The sequence below is a fragment of the Bacillus sp. FSL K6-1005 genome (genome assembly GCF_038000225.1).
Taxonomy (GTDB): domain Bacteria; phylum Bacillota; class Bacilli; order Bacillales; family Bacillaceae; genus Bacillus; species Bacillus mojavensis.
Map to the genome: position 1 here is coordinate 1,287,194 of NZ_JBBOBP010000001.1, position 20,078 is coordinate 1,307,271.

Annotated in this window: 20 protein-coding genes; 18 read left to right on the forward strand and 2 right to left on the reverse strand. The window is 43.5% G+C overall.

Features of this window, described 5'->3' with window-relative positions; genetic code table 11:
• Positions 1-7: 7 nt before the first annotated feature.
• On the reverse strand, positions 8-877 hold the full coding sequence (locus NST16_RS06725) for a YitT family protein (protein WP_340885047.1): 870 nt from the start codon (positions 875-877) through the stop codon (positions 8-10).
• Between the two features lie 139 nt (positions 878-1,016).
• On the opposite strand from NST16_RS06725, the gene NST16_RS06730 reads away from it, so the two are divergent.
• From NST16_RS06730 to NST16_RS06815, 18 genes are all read left to right on the forward strand, one after another.
• Positions 1,017-1,352, forward strand: coding sequence for a nucleotide pyrophosphohydrolase (locus NST16_RS06730; RefSeq protein ID WP_004398044.1), 336 nt, complete (start codon positions 1,017-1,019; stop codon positions 1,350-1,352).
• Between the two features lie 11 nt (positions 1,353-1,363).
• The gene (gene dapB / locus NST16_RS06735; protein WP_168748117.1) at positions 1,364-2,167 is read left to right on the forward strand and encodes a 4-hydroxy-tetrahydrodipicolinate reductase; all 804 of its coding nucleotides are present in this window, start codon (positions 1,364-1,366) and stop codon (positions 2,165-2,167) included.
• A 15-nt stretch (positions 2,168-2,182) separates the two neighbouring features.
• On the forward strand, positions 2,183-2,596 hold the full coding sequence (gene mgsA / locus NST16_RS06740; RefSeq protein WP_010334719.1) for a methylglyoxal synthase: 414 nt from the start codon (positions 2,183-2,185) through the stop codon (positions 2,594-2,596).
• Positions 2,589-3,299: a bacillithiol biosynthesis deacetylase BshB1 gene (gene bshB1 / locus NST16_RS06745; RefSeq protein ID WP_168748116.1), complete on the forward strand. Its 711-nt coding sequence runs from the start codon at positions 2,589-2,591 to the stop codon at positions 3,297-3,299. The genes mgsA and bshB1 overlap by 8 nt, the downstream gene beginning before the upstream one ends.
• Positions 3,296-4,429, forward strand: coding sequence for an N-acetyl-alpha-D-glucosaminyl L-malate synthase BshA (bshA, locus tag NST16_RS06750; protein ID WP_340885052.1), 1,134 nt, complete (start codon positions 3,296-3,298; stop codon positions 4,427-4,429). Before bshB1 ends, bshA begins: the two co-directional genes overlap by 4 nt.
• Before the next feature lie 4 nt (positions 4,430-4,433).
• The gene (locus NST16_RS06755) at positions 4,434-5,627 is read left to right on the forward strand and encodes a CCA tRNA nucleotidyltransferase (RefSeq protein ID WP_268449413.1); all 1,194 of its coding nucleotides are present in this window, start codon (positions 4,434-4,436) and stop codon (positions 5,625-5,627) included.
• Positions 5,612-6,595 carry a bifunctional biotin--[acetyl-CoA-carboxylase] synthetase/biotin operon repressor gene (locus tag NST16_RS06760; RefSeq protein WP_029441338.1) on the forward strand — a complete coding sequence of 328 codons (984 nt, stop codon included), beginning with the start codon at positions 5,612-5,614 and terminating at the stop codon, positions 6,593-6,595. Before NST16_RS06755 ends, NST16_RS06760 begins: the two co-directional genes overlap by 16 nt.
• Before the next feature lie 240 nt (positions 6,596-6,835).
• A complete protein-coding gene (panB, locus tag NST16_RS06765; RefSeq protein ID WP_010334716.1) occupies positions 6,836-7,669 on the forward strand; it encodes a 3-methyl-2-oxobutanoate hydroxymethyltransferase in 834 nt (277 codons plus the stop codon).
• A gap of 1 nt (position 7,670) precedes the next feature.
• Positions 7,671-8,531 carry a pantoate--beta-alanine ligase gene (gene panC, locus NST16_RS06770; protein ID WP_268445997.1) on the forward strand — a complete coding sequence of 287 codons (861 nt, stop codon included), beginning with the start codon at positions 7,671-7,673 and terminating at the stop codon, positions 8,529-8,531.
• Between the two features lie 2 nt (positions 8,532-8,533).
• A complete protein-coding gene (gene panD, locus NST16_RS06775) occupies positions 8,534-8,917 on the forward strand; it encodes an aspartate 1-decarboxylase (protein WP_168749453.1) in 384 nt (127 codons plus the stop codon).
• Positions 8,918-9,042: 125 nt separating this feature from the next.
• Positions 9,043-11,838, forward strand: coding sequence for an ATP-dependent DNA helicase DinG (gene dinG / locus NST16_RS06780; RefSeq protein WP_340885061.1), 2,796 nt, complete (start codon positions 9,043-9,045; stop codon positions 11,836-11,838).
• A 141-nt stretch (positions 11,839-11,979) separates the two neighbouring features.
• Positions 11,980-12,150 carry a YpmA family protein gene (locus NST16_RS06785; protein ID WP_003225588.1) on the forward strand — a complete coding sequence of 57 codons (171 nt, stop codon included), beginning with the start codon at positions 11,980-11,982 and terminating at the stop codon, positions 12,148-12,150.
• A gap of 8 nt (positions 12,151-12,158) precedes the next feature.
• A complete protein-coding gene (tseB, locus tag NST16_RS06790) occupies positions 12,159-12,644 on the forward strand; it encodes a cell wall elongation/penicillin-binding protein regulator TseB (protein ID WP_010334712.1) in 486 nt (161 codons plus the stop codon).
• A gap of 22 nt (positions 12,645-12,666) precedes the next feature.
• Positions 12,667-13,848, forward strand: coding sequence for an aspartate transaminase AspB (gene aspB / locus NST16_RS06795; RefSeq protein ID WP_010334711.1), 1,182 nt, complete (start codon positions 12,667-12,669; stop codon positions 13,846-13,848).
• Positions 13,849-13,988: 140 nt separating this feature from the next.
• Positions 13,989-15,281 carry an asparagine--tRNA ligase gene (gene asnS / locus NST16_RS06800; protein WP_229147101.1) on the forward strand — a complete coding sequence of 431 codons (1,293 nt, stop codon included), beginning with the start codon at positions 13,989-13,991 and terminating at the stop codon, positions 15,279-15,281.
• 96 nt (positions 15,282-15,377) lie between these two features.
• Positions 15,378-16,076, forward strand: a complete 699-nt coding sequence (gene dnaD / locus NST16_RS06805) for a DNA replication protein DnaD (protein ID WP_168748110.1) — start codon at positions 15,378-15,380, stop codon at positions 16,074-16,076.
• An 18-nt stretch (positions 16,077-16,094) separates the two neighbouring features.
• Positions 16,095-16,754 carry an endonuclease III gene (nth, locus tag NST16_RS06810; protein WP_010334708.1) on the forward strand — a complete coding sequence of 220 codons (660 nt, stop codon included), beginning with the start codon at positions 16,095-16,097 and terminating at the stop codon, positions 16,752-16,754.
• Complete coding sequence (locus tag NST16_RS06815) at positions 16,751-17,245, forward strand: YpoC family protein (RefSeq protein WP_340885073.1); 495 nt, start codon at positions 16,751-16,753, stop codon at positions 17,243-17,245. Before nth ends, NST16_RS06815 begins: the two co-directional genes overlap by 4 nt.
• 72 nt (positions 17,246-17,317) lie before the next feature.
• On the opposite strand, the gene NST16_RS06820 is transcribed toward NST16_RS06815, so the two are convergent.
• Positions 17,318-20,065, reverse strand: a complete 2,748-nt coding sequence (locus tag NST16_RS06820; RefSeq protein ID WP_340885075.1) for a PBP1A family penicillin-binding protein — start codon at positions 20,063-20,065, stop codon at positions 17,318-17,320.
• Between the last annotated feature and the right edge of the window lie 13 nt (positions 20,066-20,078).

The window sequence follows — 20,078 nt, forward strand, 5'->3', positions numbered from 1 at the left end:
AAAAACATTAGCGCGGGAGCGGATTTTTATTTTCATCAAGTGTAAATCCTTCTCCAAGCACATCGTGTACATCGCTGACCGCGACAAAGGCATGAGGATCAATGGAGTTAATCACACTTTTTAGCATGACCAGTTCGTTTTTCGGCACTACACAATACAGTACGTCTAGATCCTCTTTCGTGTAGGATCCCTGTCCTTTCAAAATGGTAACGCCCCGTTCCATTTCCTCAAGAATCTTCTTCTGAATCTGATCGTTTTTCGCAGAGATGATTGTTGCACCTTTAGCTGCATACCCGCCTTCCTGAGTAAAATCAATCAGTCGTGCCGCCACAAATACGGCAACCAATGTGTACATGGCTTCTTTGTAAGAGAGGTAGGTAAGCAATGATAAAATGATCACGCAAGCATCAAAAGCAAACATTGTTCTGCCCATTGGTATCCCAAAATACTTATTGATCAAACGGGCAATGATATCAACCCCGCCCGTCGTCCCGCCGTACTTAAAAATAATGCCTAAGCCGGCTCCAATGAATACGCCGGCAAATAAAGCGGCAAGCGCAAGATCATGCTGAAGGGGCATATGTATTTCATATCGCTGAAAAATGCTGAGGAATAAAGACAGTGCTACAGTACCGACTAGTGTGTATACAAACATCGTCCTGCGCAAACGCCAGCCGATAAAAAAGATCGGGATATTCAAAACCAGGTTTGAAATAGAAGGACTAATATGGAAAAGGGCATAAAGCAATAGTGTAATTCCCGTGAATCCACCCTCTGCCAGATTGTTTTGCATATTAAAATGAACCAGGCCAAATGAAAAAATTGCTGCACCGATTAAAATAAAAATTATGTTTTTTAATCTAATTTCTCCAAGCATCACACAAAACCCCTTTTCCTTCCATTAGATAGCGTTTATATTATAGTGGATGCAAAAGAAAACAGCAAACGTGCTTAAACATTTGTCAAACGTATCCGAATTAGCTAACATGTAAGAGGATGATAGGAGGTTTCGTGCAGTGAGTGATAAAACAATGAAAGATATACAGGCTGAGGTGGACCGCTATATCGGCCAATTTAAAGAAGGGTATTTCAGCCCGCTTGCCATGATGGCAAGATTAACCGAAGAACTGGGCGAGCTAGCAAGAGAAGTCAATCATCGTTATGGAGAAAAACCAAAAAAAGCGACTGAAGATGATAAAAGCATGGAAGAGGAAATGGGCGATGTGCTGTTTGTATTGGTTTGTTTAGCCAATTCTCTTGATATTTCATTGGAGGAAGCCCACGACCGAGTCATGCATAAATTTAATACTAGAGATAAAGACCGCTGGACAAGAAAAGAAGAAGGAAAGTAGAGGAGATCAAGATGTCAAACGAAACAATTAAAGTAGTCATTGCAGGACCGCGGGGAAGAATGGGGCAAGAAGCTGTTAAATTGGCTGAAAAAACACCTCATTTTGACCTGGTCGGAGCAGTAGACCATACATACGATCAGCGCAAATTATCTGATGTGATGGCTGTGGAGTCTGATGCTCTTATTTACACAGATATCCATGCCTGCTTTACAGAAACAACACCAGATGTATTAATTGATTTAACAACACCCGAAATCGGCAAAGTACATACAAAAGTTGCATTAGAACACGGTGTCCGTCCTGTAGTGGGCACTACCGGTTTCTCTGAAGCTGATTTGAAAGAACTTACAACTCTGACAGAAGAAAAAGGGATCGGGGCTATCATCGCTCCAAACTTTGCATTGGGCGCGGTACTCATGATGAAATTCTCAAAAATGGCTGCCAACTACTTCGATGATGTTGAGATTATTGAGCTGCACCATGATCAGAAGCTTGACGCGCCAAGCGGAACGGCTCTCAAAACAGCGGAAATGATTTCTGAAGTTCGAAAAGAAAAACAGCAAGGGCATCCAGATGAAAAAGAAATCCTCCCAGGAGCAAGAGGTGCGGAACTAAACGGAATCCGTCTGCACAGTGTTCGTCTTCCAGGGTTGATCGCCCATCAGGAAGTGATGTTCGGCATGGACGGCCAAACGCTGCAGATCCGTCACGATTCTTATAACCGTGCTTCCTTCATGTCCGGTGTAAAACTGTCTGTAGAACAAGTCATGAAGATTGATCAGCTTGTGTACGGATTGGAAAATATCATTGATTAGACAGGGGGATAAATGATGAAAATTGCTTTGATCGCGCATGACAAGAAAAAACAGGATATGATCCAATTTACAACCGCTTATCAAGAGATTTTGAGTCATCATGATCTATATGCAACGGGAACAACGGGATTGAAAATTCAAGAGGCGACCGGCCTTAAAATTCAGCGTTTTCAATCCGGCCCTTTAGGTGGAGACCAGCAAATCGGCGCGTTAATTGCCGCTAACGCACTTGACCTGGTTATCTTTTTGCGCGACCCGCTGACCGCACAGCCGCATGAACCGGATGTCTCGGCATTAATCCGTTTATGTGATGTTTATTCGATTCCGCTTGCCACCAATATGGGAACTGCAGAAATTCTTGTTCGCACACTAAATGAAGGCGTTTTTGAATTCCGCAATCTTCTTCGGGGAGAAGAACCTCATGTATAATGCTGACGTTCTTGCTTTTGGCGCTCATAGTGATGATGTCGAGATCGGTATGGGCGGTACAATAGCAAAGTTTGTCAAACAGGGAAAAAAAGCTGTGATATGCGATTTGACTGAAGCTGAGTTATCTTCGAACGGAACAGTCAGTTTGCGAAAAGAAGAAGCGGCCGAAGCAGCCCGTATATTAGGTGTGGACAAAAGAATTCAGTTGACGCTCCCTGACCGCGGGCTGATGAAGAGTGATGATGCGATTCGGGCGATTGTCACAATCATTAGAACCTGCCGGCCGAAAGCGGTGTTTATGCCATATAAAAAGGATCGTCATCCGGATCACGGCAATGCTGCCGCACTGGTTGAAGAAGCGATCTTTTCAGCAGGAATTCATAAATATAAGGATGAAAACAGCCTGCCTGCGCATAAAGTAAGTAAGGTCTACTATTATATGATAAATGGTTTTCATCAGCCTGATTTTGTTATTGATATCTCGGATACAATTGAGGATAAAAAGAAAAGCCTCAATGCCTACAAAAGCCAGTTTGTACCGTCACAAAATTCTGTTTCAACACCATTGACGAATGGTTATATCGAGATCGTTGAAGCAAGAGAAAAGCTGTTCGGCAAAGAAGCGGGTGTAGGGTACGCTGAGGGCTTCTTTTCTAATCGAATGCTGATGCTGGATCATGATGTGCTTGGGGGCGAACAATGAAAAAACTAAAAATAGGCATTACATGCTATCCGAGCGTCGGCGGCTCAGGTATCATTGCGACAGAACTCGGGAAACAGCTTGCTGAAAAGGGACATGAAATCCATTTTATAACATCAAGCATCCCGTTTAGATTAAATACATACCATCCTAATATTCACTTTCATGAAGTTGAAGTAAACCAATATGCCGTTTTTAAATATCCTCCGTATGATTTAACATTGGCAAGCAAGATCGCTGAGGTTGCAGAACGGGAGAATTTAGACATCATCCACGCGCACTACGCTCTGCCGCATGCAGTTTGCGCTTATCTCGCAAAGCAAATGCTGAAACGGAATATCGGCATCGTGACAACTTTGCATGGAACGGATATTACAGTATTAGGCTACGACCCCTCTTTAAAAGATCTTATCCGTTTTGCGATAGAGGCTTCAGACAGGGTGACAGCGGTCTCATCAGCCCTTGCTGCTGAAACGTACGATTTAATTAAGCCGGAGAAAAAAATAGAAACGATTTATAATTTCATAGATGAACGCGTCTATCTTAAGAAAAACACAGCGGCCATTAAAGAGAAACATGGCATACTGCCGGATGAAAAAGTCGTGATCCATGTGTCCAACTTCAGAAAGGTCAAACGTGTGCAGGATGTCATCCAGGTGTTTCGCAATATAGCCGGCAAAACAAAAGCAAAACTGCTCTTAGTCGGAGACGGCCCTGAAAAATCAGTCGCCTGTGAGCTTGTCAGAAAATACGGGATGGAAAAACAAGTGCTGATGCTTGGAAATCAAGACCGTGTAGAGGAGCTTTATTCAATCAGTGATTTGAAGCTGCTGCTGTCTGAAAAAGAGAGTTTCGGCCTTGTCCTCCTTGAAGCGATGGCATGCGGAGTACCTTGCATCGGAACGAATATTGGCGGTATCCCTGAAGTGATAAAAAACAATGTGAGCGGGTTTTTGGTGGATGTCGGAGATGTCGAAGCCGCTTCAGCCAAAGCGGTTCGCATTTTAGAAGACGAACAGCTGAGCAAGCAGTTTACCGAAGCGGCCATGGAAATGCTCAATAATGAATTTTCGTCACAAAAGATTGTCAGTAAGTATGAACAGATATATGCCGATTTAGCAGAACCGGAGTGATGACATGGAACAAGATTTTATCAAAGCACTTCCCGTGCTCCGTACATTAATTGAAGCAGGCCACCAAGCTTACTTTGTCGGAGGCGCAGTTCGTGACAGCTATATGAAACGAACAATTGGAGATGTCGATATTGCGACAGATGCGGCACCGGACCAAGTAGAACTGCTTTTTAAGCGGACGGTTGATGTCGGCAAAGAGCATGGGACAATTATCGTGCTCTGGGAAGATGATACCTATGAAGTCACTACATTCCGGACTGAATCAGATTATGAAGATTACAGAAGGCCGTCAGAAGTACACTTTATTACATCATTAGAAGAGGATTTGAAACGCAGGGATTTAACGATTAATGCGATGGCTATGACAGCCGACGGCCAAGTTCTTGATTATTTTGGCGGAAAGAAAGACATAGATCAGCAGCTGATTCGAACGGTTGGAAAACCAGAGGACCGGTTTCAGGAGGATGCGCTTCGCATGCTGAGAGCGGTGCGATTTATGAGCCAGCTCGGATTTACGCTTTCGAAGGAAACAGAAGAAGCGATCATAAAAGAGAAAACACTTCTGTCACATGTATCAGTCGAACGAAAAACAATAGAGTTCGAGAAGCTTTTACTGGGAAAAGCGTCCCGAGAGGCCATTCAAATGCTTGTACATACGGGGCTTTATAAAGAACTGCCCGGTTTTTATCACAAACGCGAGAACCTGCTAACGGCGAGCGAGTTTCCGTTTTCTTTTCTCACTTCTCGTGAGGAACTGTGGGCAGCGCTTTTAATTGATCTTCAGATAGAATTGAAAGATGCGATGCTTTTCCTGAAAGCCTGGAAGCTTCCTGGAAAAGTGATGAAGGAAGCCGCTCACATTGCCGACACGTTTGGCCAGAGCCTTGACGCTATGTCTATGTACAAGGCTGGTGAAAAAGCGCTTTTATCCGCGGTCAAAATATCTATGCTCCGGCAAACCAAGCAGCTGAACGGTGAGAGACTGAAGGAAGTCCGAGAAGCTTATCAAAGCCTGCCCATCAAAAGCTTGAAGGATCTTGCCATCACAGGGCGGGATTTACTTGCACTGCGAAACCAGCCCGCTGGAAAATGGGTGTCTGAAGAATTACAGCGGATAGAGCAGGCTGTTGTAACGGGAAAGCTCTCCAATCAGAAGAAACACATAGAGGAGTGGCTGAAGACATGCGATCAACCTTAAGAAACGATCTTATTGAATTATTTTCTCAGGCCGGAAGCGAGTTTATTTCCGGCCAAAAAATCAGTGATGCTCTCGGATGTTCGAGAACAGCTGTATGGAAGCATATTGAGGAGCTTCGCAAAGAAGGCTATGAAGTGGAAGCTGTCAGAAGAAAAGGGTACCGGCTCATCAAAAAGCCTGGAAAACTCAGTGAAAGTGAAATTCGTTTTGGGCTGAAAACAGAAGTGATGGGGCAGCATCTTTTTTATCATGACGTCCTTTCATCCACTCAAAAAAAGGCTCATGAGCTTGCTAATGATAACGCGCCGGAGGGCACTCTCGTTGTCGCGGATAAACAAACAGCCGGCAGAGGGAGGATGTCAAGGGTGTGGCATTCTCAAGAAGGAACAGGCATCTGGATGAGTCTGATTTTGCGTCCAGACATTCCGCTTCAAAAAACACCGCAGCTTACGCTTCTTGCTGCGGTAGCTGTTGTGCAAGGAATAGAGGAGGCAACAGGCCTTCAAACGGATATTAAATGGCCTAATGATATATTAATTCACGGAAAAAAAGCAGTTGGCATTTTAACTGAAATGCAGGCGGAAGAAGACCGTGTCCGTTCAGTCATTATCGGTACAGGCATAAACGTTAATCAAGAGGCCGACGATTTTCCCGAGGAGCTTAAGGAAATCGCGACGAGCCTTAGCTTGGCAGCCGGGGAAAAAATAGATCGGGCGAGCGTTATGCAGCATATTTTGCTTTCTTTTGAAAAACGGTACCGCGATTATTTGACGCATGGTTTCACGCCAATTAAGCTTCTGTGGGAAAGCTATGCGCTTGGAATCGGCAGTGAATTAAGAGCAAGAACGCTAAACGGAACATTTTATGGGAAAGCCTTAGGAATAGACGAAGAGGGTGTTCTTCTTTTAGAAACGAAGGAAGGCATAAAAAAAATCTATTCGGCAGATATCGAAATGAGATCATTGTAGTTGGTACAACCCTGTTGATTTTGATATACTTCCATTGGGCAGTATCGCCTGCGAACTGCACCTATTCATAAAAAATAGATAGACATTGCAGCAGTCTGCCTTGATCCAAAAAGGACTGGGACAGAGGGATGAAACTCGCCGAACTTTAGAAAGTGAAGAATCCTTCTCGTGTAGCGGAAGGTTTTTTGGCTTGGATAAGAAACGGCAGCTCATCTCCTCTAAAAATGAGGAGGAGAAAAAGTGAAAACAAAACTTGATTTCTTAAAAATGAAAGAGAATGAAGAACCGATTGTCATGCTGACGGCTTACGATTATCCGGCAGCAAAGCTTGCTGAACAAGCGGGAGTGGATATGATTTTAGTCGGCGATTCATTAGGAATGGTCGTGCTAGGCCTTGATTCAACTGTCGGCGTGACAGTTGCGGATATGATCCATCATACGAAAGCGGTCAAAAGAGGTGCGCCAAATACATTTATCGTAACCGACATGCCGTTTATGTCCTACCACTTGTCTAAAGAGGATACGCTGAAAAATGCCGCAGCTATCGTTCAGGAAAGCGGAGCTGACGCGCTGAAGCTGGAGGGCGGTGAAGGGGTGTTTGAATCCATCCGCGCCTTGACGCTCGGTGGCATTCCTGTTGTCAGTCATTTAGGGCTGACACCGCAATCAGTCGGTGTATTAGGCGGATATAAAGTCCAGGGCAAAGATGAACAAAGCGCAAAGAAATTAATAGAAGACAGTATAAAATGTGAGGAAGCGGGAGCCATGATGCTTGTGCTTGAATGTGTGCCTGCAGAACTCACGGCAAAAATCGCAGAGACATTAACCATCCCTGTCATTGGAATCGGAGCTGGTGTAAAAGCGGACGGACAGGTTCTTGTTTATCATGATATTATCGGTCATGGTGTTGTTAGAACACCTAAATTTGTGAAACAATATACGCAAATTGACGGCACTATTGAAACAGCAATCAGTGGATATGTCCATGATGTAAGACGTCGTGCTTTCCCTGAACAAAAGCATTCCTTTCAGATGAATCAGTCAGTCCTGGAAGGCTTGTACGGAGGAAAATAAGATGAAGCAGATTACAGATATCTCACAGCTGAAAGAAATCATTACACAATATCAGTCAGAAGGCAAAACAATCGGATTTGTTCCGACGATGGGATTTCTTCATGAAGGGCATTTAACCTTGGCAGACAAAGCCAGACAAGAAAATGACGCCGTCGTGATGAGTATTTTTGTAAATCCGACGCAATTCGGTCCCGGTGAGGATTTTGAAGCGTATCCGCGCGATCTGGAACGTGATGCCGCCCATGCGGAAAACATCGGCGTGGATATTCTTTTTACCCCTGATGCCAGTGACATGTATCCCGGTGAAAAAAATGTAACGATACATGTTGAGAGACGTACAGATGTTTTATGCGGGCGTTCAAGAGAAGGACATTTTGACGGAGTTGCCATCGTGCTGACGAAGCTGTTCAACCTTGTTAAACCGACACGCGCTTATTTTGGTTTAAAGGATGCACAGCAGGTGGCAGTTGTTGATGGTTTAATCAGTGATTTCTTCATGGATATTGAACTGGTTGCTGTAGATACGGTCAGAGAGAAAGACGGGTTAGCTAAAAGCTCCCGGAATGTGTATTTAACGGCTGAGGAAAGAAGAGAAGCACCTAAGCTTTACCAAGCCCTTCAGACGAGTGCCGAGCTGATCAGAGCAGGTGAGAGAAATCCTGAAGCGGTCATCAAAGCTGCAAAAGACATCATTGAAACGACAAGCGGCAACATTGATTATGTTGAGCTTTATTCCTATCCGGAGCTTGAGCCTGTGAACAAGGTGGAAGGAAAGATTATTCTGGCTGTAGCAGTTGCATTTACAAAAGCGCGTTTAATAGACAATATCATGATTGATATTCGAGAAATGGAGAGAATATAATGATGTATCGCACGATGATGAGCGGAAAGCTTCATAGGGCAACGGTTACAGAAGCAAATCTTAACTATGTGGGCAGCATTACAATAGATGAAGATCTTATTGATGCGGTAGGAATGCTTCCTAATGAAAAAGTGCAAATTGTGAATAATAACAATGGAGCACGCCTGGAAACATACATTATTCCCGGTCAGCGCGGGAGCGGAGTCATCTGTTTAAACGGAGCTGCTGCACGCCTTGTACAGAAAGGCGATAAGGTGATTATTATTTCCTACAAAATGATGTCTGATCAAGAAGCGGCAAAACATCAGCCGAAAGTTGCCGTTTTGAATGACCAAAACAAAATTGAACAAATGCTTGGACAAGAACCTGCCAGCACCATTTTGTAGTTATACCGCCCCCTTTACCGGGGGTTTTCTTTTAAGATTTTCAGCGTAAAACGGTTTTGCCGCTCCATTTCCGTACAAAACGTGTTACACTTTTGTCGTATGCAAGAATTGAGGTGTCCATTTTAATGAAAAAGCAACGGTTCGTTGTTATAGATGTAGAAACAACAGGGAATTCGCCAAAAAAGGGCGATAAAATCATTCAAATTGCAGCGGTTGTAATTGAAAATGGACAAATTACTGAGCGGTTTTCAAAATATATTAATCCAAATAAATCCATTCCGGTTTTTATTGAACAGCTTACGGGAATCACAAATCAAATGGTAGAGGATCAGCCGCCGTTTGAAGCAGTGGCTGAAGAAGTGTTTCATTTGCTTGACGGCGCTTACTTTGTCGCACACAATATCCATTTTGACCTCGGGTTTGTGAAGCATGAGTTGCATAAAGCGGGTTTCCAGCTTCCAGATTGTGAAGTGCTGGATACTGTCGAGCTCTCCCGTATCGCATTTCCGGGATTTGAGGGATATAAGCTGACTGAATTAAGCGAAGAGCTTCAGCTGCGGCATGATCAGCCGCATCGAGCTGACAGCGACGCTGAAGTCACAGGACTTATTTTTTTGGAAATTCTTGAAAAGCTTAGGCGGCTTCCTTATCCGACATTAAAGCAGTTAAGAAGGCTGTCACAGCATTTTATCAGTGATCTGACGCATTTGTTAGATATGTTCATTTATGAAAACAGACATACAGATATGCCAGGCTATACACGTTTTTCCTCTTTTTCTGTCAGAGAACCTGAACCAGAGATTGAACGTCTCAAGGAAGATGAAGCATTTCTATTTGAGATTGAAAATTGGACAGCGGGAAATGAAAAAGCACTCTCTGAGTCCATGCCCCATTACGAAAAAAGGGAAGGCCAGATGCTGATGATGAAAGAAGTGGCTGAGGCCTTTGCCAATCGTGAACATGCACTGATTGAAGCTGCTCCGGGCATCGGAAAAACAATCGGCTACCTGATTCCGGCTGCACTTTTTGCTAAGAAGTCAAAAAAGCCAGTCGTCATCAGCACGTATTCAACTCTTCTTCAGCAACAGATTTTGACGAAGGATTTGCCGATCATCAAAGATATGTTCCCTTTTTCGGTGACTGCGGCTATTTTAAAAGGGCAATCGCATTATTTGTGCCTTTATAAGTTTGAGCAGGTGCTTCATGAAGAAGACGATAACTATGATGCCGTTTTGACAAAAGCCCAGCTTCTTGTTTGGCTGACAGAGACAAACACGGGAGATGTAGCAGAACTGAATTTGCCGTCAGGCGGTAAGCTGCTGTGGGACAGATTGGCATATGATGATCAATCTTATAAACGAAATCAGAGGGATCAAGTGATCGGTTTTTATGAACGGGCCAAACAAAGTGCCATGCGGTCTGATCTGGTGATTACGAATCATTCTCTTCTGCTTACCGATGAGGCAAGCAGAAAAAAAAGACTCCCGGATAGCGGGACTTTTGTTATTGATGAAGCACACCATTTTGAACGTGCCGCAAGCGAACATTTAGGAAAAAGAGCAACTTACATAGAACTGCATACAAAATTGAGCAGAATCGGAACGCTGAAAGAGCAGGGACTGCTGAAAAAAATGAGACAGCTTTTTCAGCGCCACAGCCTGCCGGTGGCTTCATTTTTTGAAATGGAGGAGTGGCTCCAGTATATTCAGGCGGAAAGTGATGCTTTCTTCAGCTCTGTGCATTCTTTTGTCAAACGAAGAAAACCTAAAGAAGACTTAAACCGTCTTGTCTTTAACGTGAACAAAAAAACTCACGATAAAGGATGGCCCGTATTAACAGACGGAGCGGAAAGGCTCTGCTCTATGCTGGCGCATTTGCAGCAGCTTTTTGAGGCCCAAACGGCTCTGATGGAAGAACATCTGACGGCCATGAAAAGCAAAAATGCTTTCTTGGCCGATGAATATAATAGAAGCATGAATGACTTGGGGGAGTACGCACAGACTCTCAATCAGCTGTTCTTTGGCTCAGATGACCATGAAGCGGTTTGGATTGAAATAGATGCTAAAGGTGCGAAAAATGCTGTAGCTATATATGCACAGCCGCTGGAACCGGGCGAGCTTCTTGCTGATCAGTTTTTTGCGCGGAAAAACAGTGTTGTTCTTACATCTGCAACTCTAACGATAGAAAATTCGTTCCAATTTATCATTGAGCGTTTGGGGTTAAGCGACTTTTTCCCCCGCACAATGAGGATCGCGTCTCCTTTTTCTTACGATGAGCGGATGCAGGTAATGATTCCAAAAGAAATAAAATCGATTCAAGATACGGGGCAGACTGAATTTATACAGGATACCGCACGCTATATCGAACTGATGGCAAAAGAACAACAGCCGAAAATCCTTGTGCTGTTTACGTCTCATGACATGCTGAAAAAAGTGCATCAGGAACTAAAGCCCGCCATGAGTGTTTCCGGCATTCAGCTTCTTTCTCAGGGCTTAACCGGCGGCAGTCCGGGAAAACTGATGAAAACGTTCAAAACAGCAAATCAGGCCATCTTGCTTGGAACGAATCACTTTTGGGAAGGCGTTGATTTCCCTGGCGATGAGCTGACGACAGTGATCATTGTAAGACTTCCTTTCCGGGCTCCGGATCATCCGCTGCACGCTGCAAAATGTGAGCTGGCGAGAAAAAAAGGGCGCAATCCGTTTCAAACGGTCTCACTGCCGGAAGCGGTGCTGACGTTCAGACAAGGAGTTGGACGCTTGCTCCGAACAGCTGGAGACAAAGGAACGATTGTCATATTAGACAGACGGGTCAAAACCGCTGGTTACGGGCGCCTGTTTCTTGATGCACTGCCGACATCCGCAATATCTGAAGTGACTGACAGTGAGATTGAAGCTTATGTTGCCGGGAAAAGTGAATAAAAGCCGCATAAAGCGGCTTTCCGGTGTGGGAGTAGGACGTGTTTTATTTGTTAAAGCGGTTTTCCGCTCTGTGGTACTAGTATGGCGCGTCCTGAAAAGGAGTATGACTAACAATATTTGTTCAATTTGGAGGATGAAAAAATGGAAAGCAAAATCGAAATTCTTTCAACAATTAATGTAGAGCATTCGGATGACCTTTATAAAATTGTAGACACGCTGAATCGGACACTGAAAAGAGATAATCTGATGTTCGGTCTTGCACTTGATGAAGAAAACAAAAACCAAGCCGTTTTTACCATTTATCGTACGTAGGTGAGAAGATGAGAAAAAAAGCATTAATATTTACCGCCATATTTGGTATTATTTTTTTAGCAGTACTTCTTGTCTCGGCAAGCATTTATAAATCAGCCATGGCACAAAAGGAAAAGGGGCATGAAGCAGCAGCTGCTGAAGCGAAAAAAGAAACCGACCTCACCAGCGTTGATCAAGTCGAAACATTTGTCGGAAAAGAAAAATATTATATCGTAAAGGGAACCGACAAAAAAGGCATCAAATTATATGTGTGGGTTCCTGCTGATAAAAAAGCAAAAATTCTCTCAAAAGAAGCAAAAGAGGGGATCACCGAGGACAAAGCGGCGAAAATCATACAAGATGAAGGCCTGGTTTCAAAGCAAAAAGAGGTTCACCTGGCAAGAGAAGGGAACGTCCTGCTTTGGGAAGTAACGTACTTAGACAAAGAAGGACAATACAGTTTAAGTTATGTGGACTTTACAACTGGAAAGATTCTCAAAAATATCACGCCTTAAGACGAATTAGGGGGAGTTCAAGTTGAAACTGGCAAAAAGAGTATCCGCATTAACACCGTCTACAACACTGGCAATTACAGCGAAAGCGAAAGAATTGAAAGCGGCAGGCCATGATGTCATCGGCCTCGGAGCGGGTGAACCCGACTTCAATACACCGCAGCACATTATTGATGCAGCTGTACGCTCAATGAACGAAGGACATACGAAATATACGCCTTCAGGCGGCTTGGCTGAATTAAAGAACAGCATTGCAGAGAAATTTAAACGTGACCAGAATATTGAATACAAACCGTCTGAACTGATTGTCTGTACTGGTGCCAAACATGCACTGTATACCCTTTTCCAAGTGATTTTGGATGAAGGAGACGAAGTGATTATTCCAACGCCGTACTGGGTAAGCTATCCGGAACAGGTGAAACTTGCTGGCGGTCAGCCTGTTTATGTAGAAGGACTTGAGGAAAATCACTTTAAGATTTCTCCTGAGCAGCTGAAAAAAGCGATCACAGAAAAAACAAAAGCAATCGTTATTAATTCACCAAGCAATCCGACTGGCGTTATGTATACGGAAGAAGAGCTGGCTGCGCTTGGCGAAGTGTGCCTTGATCATGACATCCTGATCGTATCTGACGAAATTTATGAAAAACTTACATACGGCGGCAAGAAACACGTTTCCATCGCCCAGCTGTCTGACAGATTGAAAGAGCAAACGATCGTCATCAACGGCGTATCAAAATCACACAGCATGACAGGCTGGAGAATCGGTTATGCGGCTGGAGCAGAAGAGATCATCAAAGCGATGACAAACCTTGCAAGCCACAGCACGTCAAATCCGACATCTGTCGCACAATACGGAGCGATTGCCGCATACAACGGACCTTCTGAGCCAATGGAAGAGATGAGAAAAGCATTTGAGCATAGGTTAAATACGATTTATGATCAGCTCGTTGAAATCCCGGGCTTCAGCTGCGTGAAGCCGGAAGGTGCTTTTTACTTATTTCCGAATGCAAAAAAAGCAGCTCAAACATGCGGTTTCAAAGATGTAGATGAATTTGTCAAAGCGCTTCTTGAAGAAGAAAAAGTCGCGATTGTTCCAGGCTCCGGATTCGGCTCTCCTGATAATGTCCGGTTGTCCTACGCAACATCCTTAGACCTTCTTGAAAAAGCGGTGGAACGAATCAAACGTTTTGTAGAAAAACATAGCTAACAGATCAGAAAGCGGCTGACAAAAAGCCGCTTTTTATCTGCATTGACCCGGTCAGTTAAGACCGGGTATAATAAAGTGATGATAAAAGAGTTCGCGGGGCAAAAGCTTCCGAATGTCTTCTTGTTTTGGAGGGAAATATTTTGAAAACAACAATCAACCAAGTGTACAAGCACGTAGGTGAGGAAGTAACGATCGGAGCTTGGGTCGCTAATAAGCGCTCAAGCGGGAAAATCGCGTTTTTACAGCTGAGAGACGGTACTGGTTTTATTCAAGGTGTCGTTGTAAAAGCGGAGGTTGAAGAAAGCATTTTCCAAACGGCTAAATCTGTGACGCAGGAAACGTCACTCTATATAAAAGGAATTGTCAAAGAGGACGAGCGTTCTCCGCTTGGTTATGAATTAGCTGTGACAGATATTGAAGTCATTCACGAAGCGACTGATTATCCAATTACGCCTAAGGAACACGGTACGGAATTTTTGATGGATCACAGACATTTATGGCTTCGTTCAAAGCGCCAGCATGCGATCATGAAAATCCGCAATGAAATCATTCGTGCGACTTACGAATTCTTTAATAACGAAGGCTTCGTAAAAGTAGATCCGCCGATTTTGACTGGAAGCGCGCCTGAAGGAACAACTGAGCTCTTTGCGACAAAATACTTCGATGAAGATGCTTACCTGTCTCAAAGCGGACAGCTGTACATGGAAGCTGCGGCGATGGCATTAGGAAAAGTATTCTCCTTCGGACCGACGTTCAGAGCAGAAAAATCGAAAACAAAACGTCACTTAATCGAATTCTGGATGATCGAACCGGAAATGGCGTTTGTAGAATTTGAAGAAAACCTTCAAGTACAGGAAAATTACGTGTCATTCATCGTGCAATCAGTTCTTAAGAATTGCAAAATTGAATTAAACACGCTAGGAAGAGACACGTCAAAACTTGAGCAAATCAAAGCCCCGTTCCCAAGAATCACGTATGACGAAGCGATTGACTTTCTGAAAGAAAAAGGCTTTGACGATATCGAGTGGGGAGACGATTTTGGAGCGCCTCATGAAACAGCGATTGCAGAGCACTATGACAAGCCTGTTTTCATTACTCGCTATCCGACGTCCTTAAAACCGTTCTATATGCAGCCGGCGTCTGACCGTGAAGATGTAGTGCTTTGCGCAGATCTGATCGCGCCTGAAGGCTACGGAGAAATCATCGGCGGTTCTGAACGGATTCACGATATGGAACTTTTGGAAGCGCGTCTTAAAGAACATGGACTGGATTCTGACGCATATAAATGGTATGCTGAACTTAGAAAATATGGATCAGTTCCACATTCCGGATTCGGCCTTGGATTAGAGCGGACAGTCGCTTGGATCAGCGGAGCGCCTCACGTGCGTGAAACAATTCCGTTCCCAAGACTGTTGAACCGTCTGTATCCGTAATACATGTAAATGAAACAAGAAAAAAGAGTCTCCTGCAAGGGAGACTTTTTACAGTAAAGGGGAAAAACACTAACCTTTACAGTAAGAGGTGTAACGATGAAAAAACAGCAATTTATTGATATGCAGGAGATGGGGATGTCGACGATCCCCAATCTTCTGCTGACCCATTATAAACAGCTTGGACTTAATGAAACAGAACTGATTCTGCTGTTGAAAATCAAAATGCATTTAGAAAAGGGATCTTATTTTCCTACACCGCATGAACTGCAGGAAGGCATGACGATTTCTGTTGAAGAATGCACAAACAGATTGCGTATGTTTATTCAAAAGGGATTTCTGTTTATTGAGGAAGGCGAAGACCAAAACGGAATCAAGTTTGAGAAATATTCACTCCAGCCTTTATGGGGCAAGCTCTATGAGTATATAGAGCTTGCCCAGAATCAAACACAAGAAAGAAGAGCAGAAGGGGAACAAAAAAGCCTTTATACGATTTTTGAAGAAGAGTTTGCTAGACCATTATCTCCTTTAGAGTGTGAAACACTGGCCATTTGGCAGGATCAGGATCAGCATGATGCACAGCTGATTAAGCACGCTTTAAAAGAGGCTGTATTATCAGGAAAACTCAGCTTTCGCTACATTGACCGGATTTTATTTGAATGGAAGAAAAACGGGCTGAAAACAGTGGAGCAGGCCAAAATCCACAGCCAAAAATTCCGGCGTGTTCAAACAAAACAGAATGAGCCGCAAAAAGAGTATAAGAGGCAGGTTCCTTTTTACAATTGGCTTGAACAATAAAGTGAAAAGGTGACAATCGTGTTAAATCTAAAACAAATTGAATTCTGTTTAGAGAAGATAGGCGACATGTTTCCCCACGCGGAGTGTGAACTTGTTCATTCCAATCCTTTTGAATTAGTGGTGGCAGTCGCATTATCTGCGCAATGTACAGACGCACTTGTAAACAGGGTGACCAAAACATTATTTCAAAAATATAAACGGCCGGAAGACTATTTATCTGTTTCTCTGGAAGAGCTCCAGCAGGATATCAAATCAATCGGTTTGTACCGTAATAAAGCAAAAAATATTCAAAAGCTGAGCAAAATGATTATTGAAGATTATGGCGGAGAAGTACCGAAGGACCGTGATGAGCTAGTGAAACTCCCAGGAGTTGGCCGGAAGACTGCCAATGTTGTCGTATCTGTTGCCTTTGGCGTACCAGCCATTGCAGTGGATACACACGTCGAAAGGGTCAGCAAGCGTCTGGGCATCTGCCGGTGGAAGGATTCTGTGCTGGAAGTCGAAAAGACGCTGATGCGCAAGGTTCCTAAAGAAGATTGGTCCGTTACTCATCATCGGCTCATATTCTTCGGAAGATATCATTGTAAGGCACAATCGCCGCGCTGTGCGGAATGTCCATTGCTTTCTCTGTGCAGAGAAGGGCAGAAGAGAGATAAAAAAGGGCTGGTGAAACGATGACGGCAGCGAATGAATTGTTAGCTTCTTATGAGCAATATTTGCGCAGTCTAGGCCACATTGACTTCACCGATATCAAGGAAGCATTAAGGGTCAACCCTTTGTATTTTGACTTCTTTGAGACCACGCAAGATATCATTCCGTGGGAAAACAGCGCCAAGTATGTTCCGTATCTATTTCAAGTGTGGGAAGAAACAAAAGAATCACTTCTCCCTGTATTTCAAACAAGAAAGTCCAGATGCGACCAAAACGACATGCTTAAAGGGATTGTATGTTTACTTGTTTCATTTCACTGGACAGCGGGTGAGCGGGTGATGTCGCTGAATTGGTCAGAACTGACAAAAAAATCATTTCCGGCTAAGCCGATTAATTGGGCTGAACGAGTGGAGTTTATTCTGCTGAAGCCGACCCAATATCATTGCTTTATCCAGCTAGATGAACTTTTTACAGAAATGAAAAAGCATTTTTATAAGCATCACGCGATAAAACGATAAAACCTCCCCTAAAAAGGGAGGTTTTTTGTGCAGAAAAAAGCCATCACCTTTAAAAGGGTGATGGCTTTGTCTTTAATTCGTTTTTTCAGTTGATGATGAATTCGTTTGTGTACTGCCAGATGTATTCGTTTTGTTTTTATCTGTATCCGTTCCTGTTGAATCGTCTGTTGAGTCACCATCTGACGCATCTTCTTCTTTGCGGCCATTGTTATTGCTGCTGTTATCTTTAGATGGGTCTTGGTTGCTGTTGTTGTCAGACGGGTTGGTGTTCGTGTTGTCTTGTTTTTTGTCTTGATCGTTTGTTGAATCATCTGTCTGATCTTGATCTTTCTGACTGTCATCTGTTTGAGAATCATCAGTTTGTGTGTCATCCTGAGTCTTCTCATCATCTTGATTTTCATCATTCGTTTGCTGCTGGTCTTTTTTATCTTCATCCTCTTCGGCTTTTGGCACTTCATAGGATGTCGACGCTGAACTTTTGCCATCATCACTGACGGCTGTCACTTCGAATTTGTATACAGAGCCTGGCTGCACGCCCGAAATGACTGCCTCTTTTGCAGAGCTGTTTTGAATTTCAGAGTAGCTGCCGCCATCAACAGATTGCTTAACAGCAAAGGTCGCATCTCCGTCGTAATTCCAGCTTAATGTCAATGATTGATTGTCTTTATCATATTTCACACTTAAACCAGACAGTTTTGCTGTTTCTTCTTTTTCTTCTTTCTCATATGTTTTAGAAACAGTAGTAGGAGTCGTACCTTTTACAAAATACTCTGTGAGCTTTTTATCGCTTGGCGTATTCGGCCCTGCCAGTTTTGCCGGGTTAGAGCCTTTTTCTACAGTTGCTTCCACTACGCTGTCAGGCTTCTCAAATGATCCGCTTCCGTCATCGACATCGGCAATGAGCTGGGCGAAGATGCGTTTTGCAACTTTTTGCTCTTCAGTTGAAAGAGATTTCTTTCCAGCTTCGTTTTCTCCCATACCCGTCCAGACAGCTGCTGTATATTGCGGTGTGTAGCCGACAAACCAAGAATCTCGGGCACCGTCGCTTGCGATATTGTACCTTTGGATTTCACTTTCTTCAAAGTTGGTCGTCCCTGTTTTTCCTGCTACTTCCACACCGGGTACTTGTGCAAGCTGTCCAGTACCTGTCTTAACAGCTGTTTTCAGCATATCTGTAATCATAAACGCAGTATAATCGCTCATTGCTGACTTTGATTTTGGTGTTAAGTCAAGCTTCGTGCCATCGTTAAATTCAATAGACTTTACAAAATGCGGTTCATTATATGTTCCGTTATTTCCGAAGGCACTGTATGCTCCTGCCATCGTTAGTGAAGAGACACCAACATTGCCTTTTCCGAATCCACCGATAGAATACGATTCATATACTTTATCTTTATCTAATCCTAGTCCCAATCCGTTAGCAAAGTCTACAGCAGCATCTCTACCCACTGCTTGGTATGCTTTTAAAGCAGGAATGTTCCGAGATTGCGCAAGTGCTTCACGCATAGACATTAGTTCTTTATATTTGCGGTCAAAGTTACGGATAGGTGTTCCATCTGAATACGTGTAAGCTGAGTCATCAATTTGCTCGTAAGTGGACCATTTTTTATTTTCAATAACTGGACCGTAGTCGAGAATTGGTTTAATGGTAGAACCAGGCTGTCGCTGAGCTTGAGTCGCGTAATTGTAGCCACCAACCGTAGAATTTCTACCGGCACCAATCGCGCGGACTTCTCCGGTTTTTGTATCGAGAAGCGTTACACCGCTCTGCATGCCTTCAGTAAATCCGACAGTATCTCCGTCCATTAATTCATCAAGTTTGTCTTGTGCTTTTGTATCTAATGTCGTATAAATCTTTAATCCGTCAGTACCTGGATTGACATCGGATTTTTCTTCAATTTCTTTCATGACTTCTTCAACAAACGCACTGTATTTATTTGAATTTGTTTTTTCATATTCTTTCTGTGATACAACGCCTTCATCTTTCACTGCCACTTTTTCCGCTTTGTTATATTGAGAATCTGAAATGAATCCTTGTTTTTTCATGAGACTGAGTACGATGTTCCGTCTTTTTTCCGCTTTATCCGGGTTTTTAACGGGATTGTACGCTGTCGGACTTTGCGGCATACCCGCAAGTGTCGCAGCCTGTTCCACAGTTAATTTGCTTAAATCTGTGACGCCGAAAAATTCTTCCGCTGCTTTTCCGATTCCGTATGCTCTAGGAGAAAAATAAATCCGGTTTAAATACATTTCTAAAATTTCATCTTTAGAGTAATTGCGTTCAAGCTGAATCGATAGCCAGACTTCTTGCACCTTCCGTTTCAGCGTTTTCTGATGTGACAGAAGGGAGTTCTTTACGACCTGCTGGGTGATGGTACTTCCGCCTTCAGCTCCGAAGCCGTCTTTAAAGTTGGCGACTAAGGCGCCTCCGATACGGACAGGATCAATCCCGTGGTGCTCATAAAAACGGGCATCCTCTGTCGCAATAAAGGCTTCTTTTACAACATCGGGAATTTCATCTATCGAGACATAGGACCGCTTTTCGGAGCCGTATTCAGCGATTTCTTTTCCGTTTTTATCATAAATTGTCGATGAATAAGGCGTCTTCAATTTGTTTTCGTCCAGTGATGGCGCATCAGAAACCATGACGGCAAATGTAACGGCACCGCCGACTACGCCTAAAACAAACAGAATGAGTAAAGTGAATAGCGTCTTTTTAAACAATCCGCCTTTTTTGCGTTTCTTGCCTTTTTTCGGTGAAGGGCTCGACTTGCTGTTCGCTTTACGCCGAGCTTCACGACTCGTAAATTGATCTGACATAACATCTCAACCT

Bases quoted from the DNA above. Each gene is read 5' to 3' on its own strand.
- NST16_RS06725 (WP_340885047.1), bottom strand. From the start codon at position 877: ATGCTTGGAGAAATTAGATTAAAAAACATAATTTTTATTTTAATCGGT.
- dapB (WP_168748117.1), top strand. From the start codon at position 1,364: ATGTCAAACGAAACAATTAAAGTAGTCATTGCAGGACCGCGGGGAAGA.
- mgsA (WP_010334719.1), top strand. From the start codon at position 2,183: ATGAAAATTGCTTTGATCGCGCATGACAAGAAAAAACAGGATATGATC.
- bshB1 (WP_168748116.1), top strand. From the start codon at position 2,589: ATGTATAATGCTGACGTTCTTGCTTTTGGCGCTCATAGTGATGATGTC.
- bshA (WP_340885052.1), top strand. From the start codon at position 3,296: ATGAAAAAACTAAAAATAGGCATTACATGCTATCCGAGCGTCGGCGGC.
- NST16_RS06755 (WP_268449413.1), top strand. From the start codon at position 4,434: ATGGAACAAGATTTTATCAAAGCACTTCCCGTGCTCCGTACATTAATT.
- NST16_RS06760 (WP_029441338.1), top strand. From the start codon at position 5,612: ATGCGATCAACCTTAAGAAACGATCTTATTGAATTATTTTCTCAGGCC.
- panC (WP_268445997.1), top strand. From the start codon at position 7,671: ATGAAGCAGATTACAGATATCTCACAGCTGAAAGAAATCATTACACAA.
- panD (WP_168749453.1), top strand. From the start codon at position 8,534: ATGTATCGCACGATGATGAGCGGAAAGCTTCATAGGGCAACGGTTACA.
- dinG (WP_340885061.1), top strand. From the start codon at position 9,043: ATGAAAAAGCAACGGTTCGTTGTTATAGATGTAGAAACAACAGGGAAT.
- NST16_RS06785 (WP_003225588.1), top strand. From the start codon at position 11,980: ATGGAAAGCAAAATCGAAATTCTTTCAACAATTAATGTAGAGCATTCG.
- tseB (WP_010334712.1), top strand. From the start codon at position 12,159: ATGAGAAAAAAAGCATTAATATTTACCGCCATATTTGGTATTATTTTT.
- dnaD (WP_168748110.1), top strand. From the start codon at position 15,378: ATGAAAAAACAGCAATTTATTGATATGCAGGAGATGGGGATGTCGACG.
- NST16_RS06815 (WP_340885073.1), top strand. From the start codon at position 16,751: ATGACGGCAGCGAATGAATTGTTAGCTTCTTATGAGCAATATTTGCGC.
- NST16_RS06820 (WP_340885075.1), bottom strand. From the start codon at position 20,065: ATGTCAGATCAATTTACGAGTCGTGAAGCTCGGCGTAAAGCGAACAGC.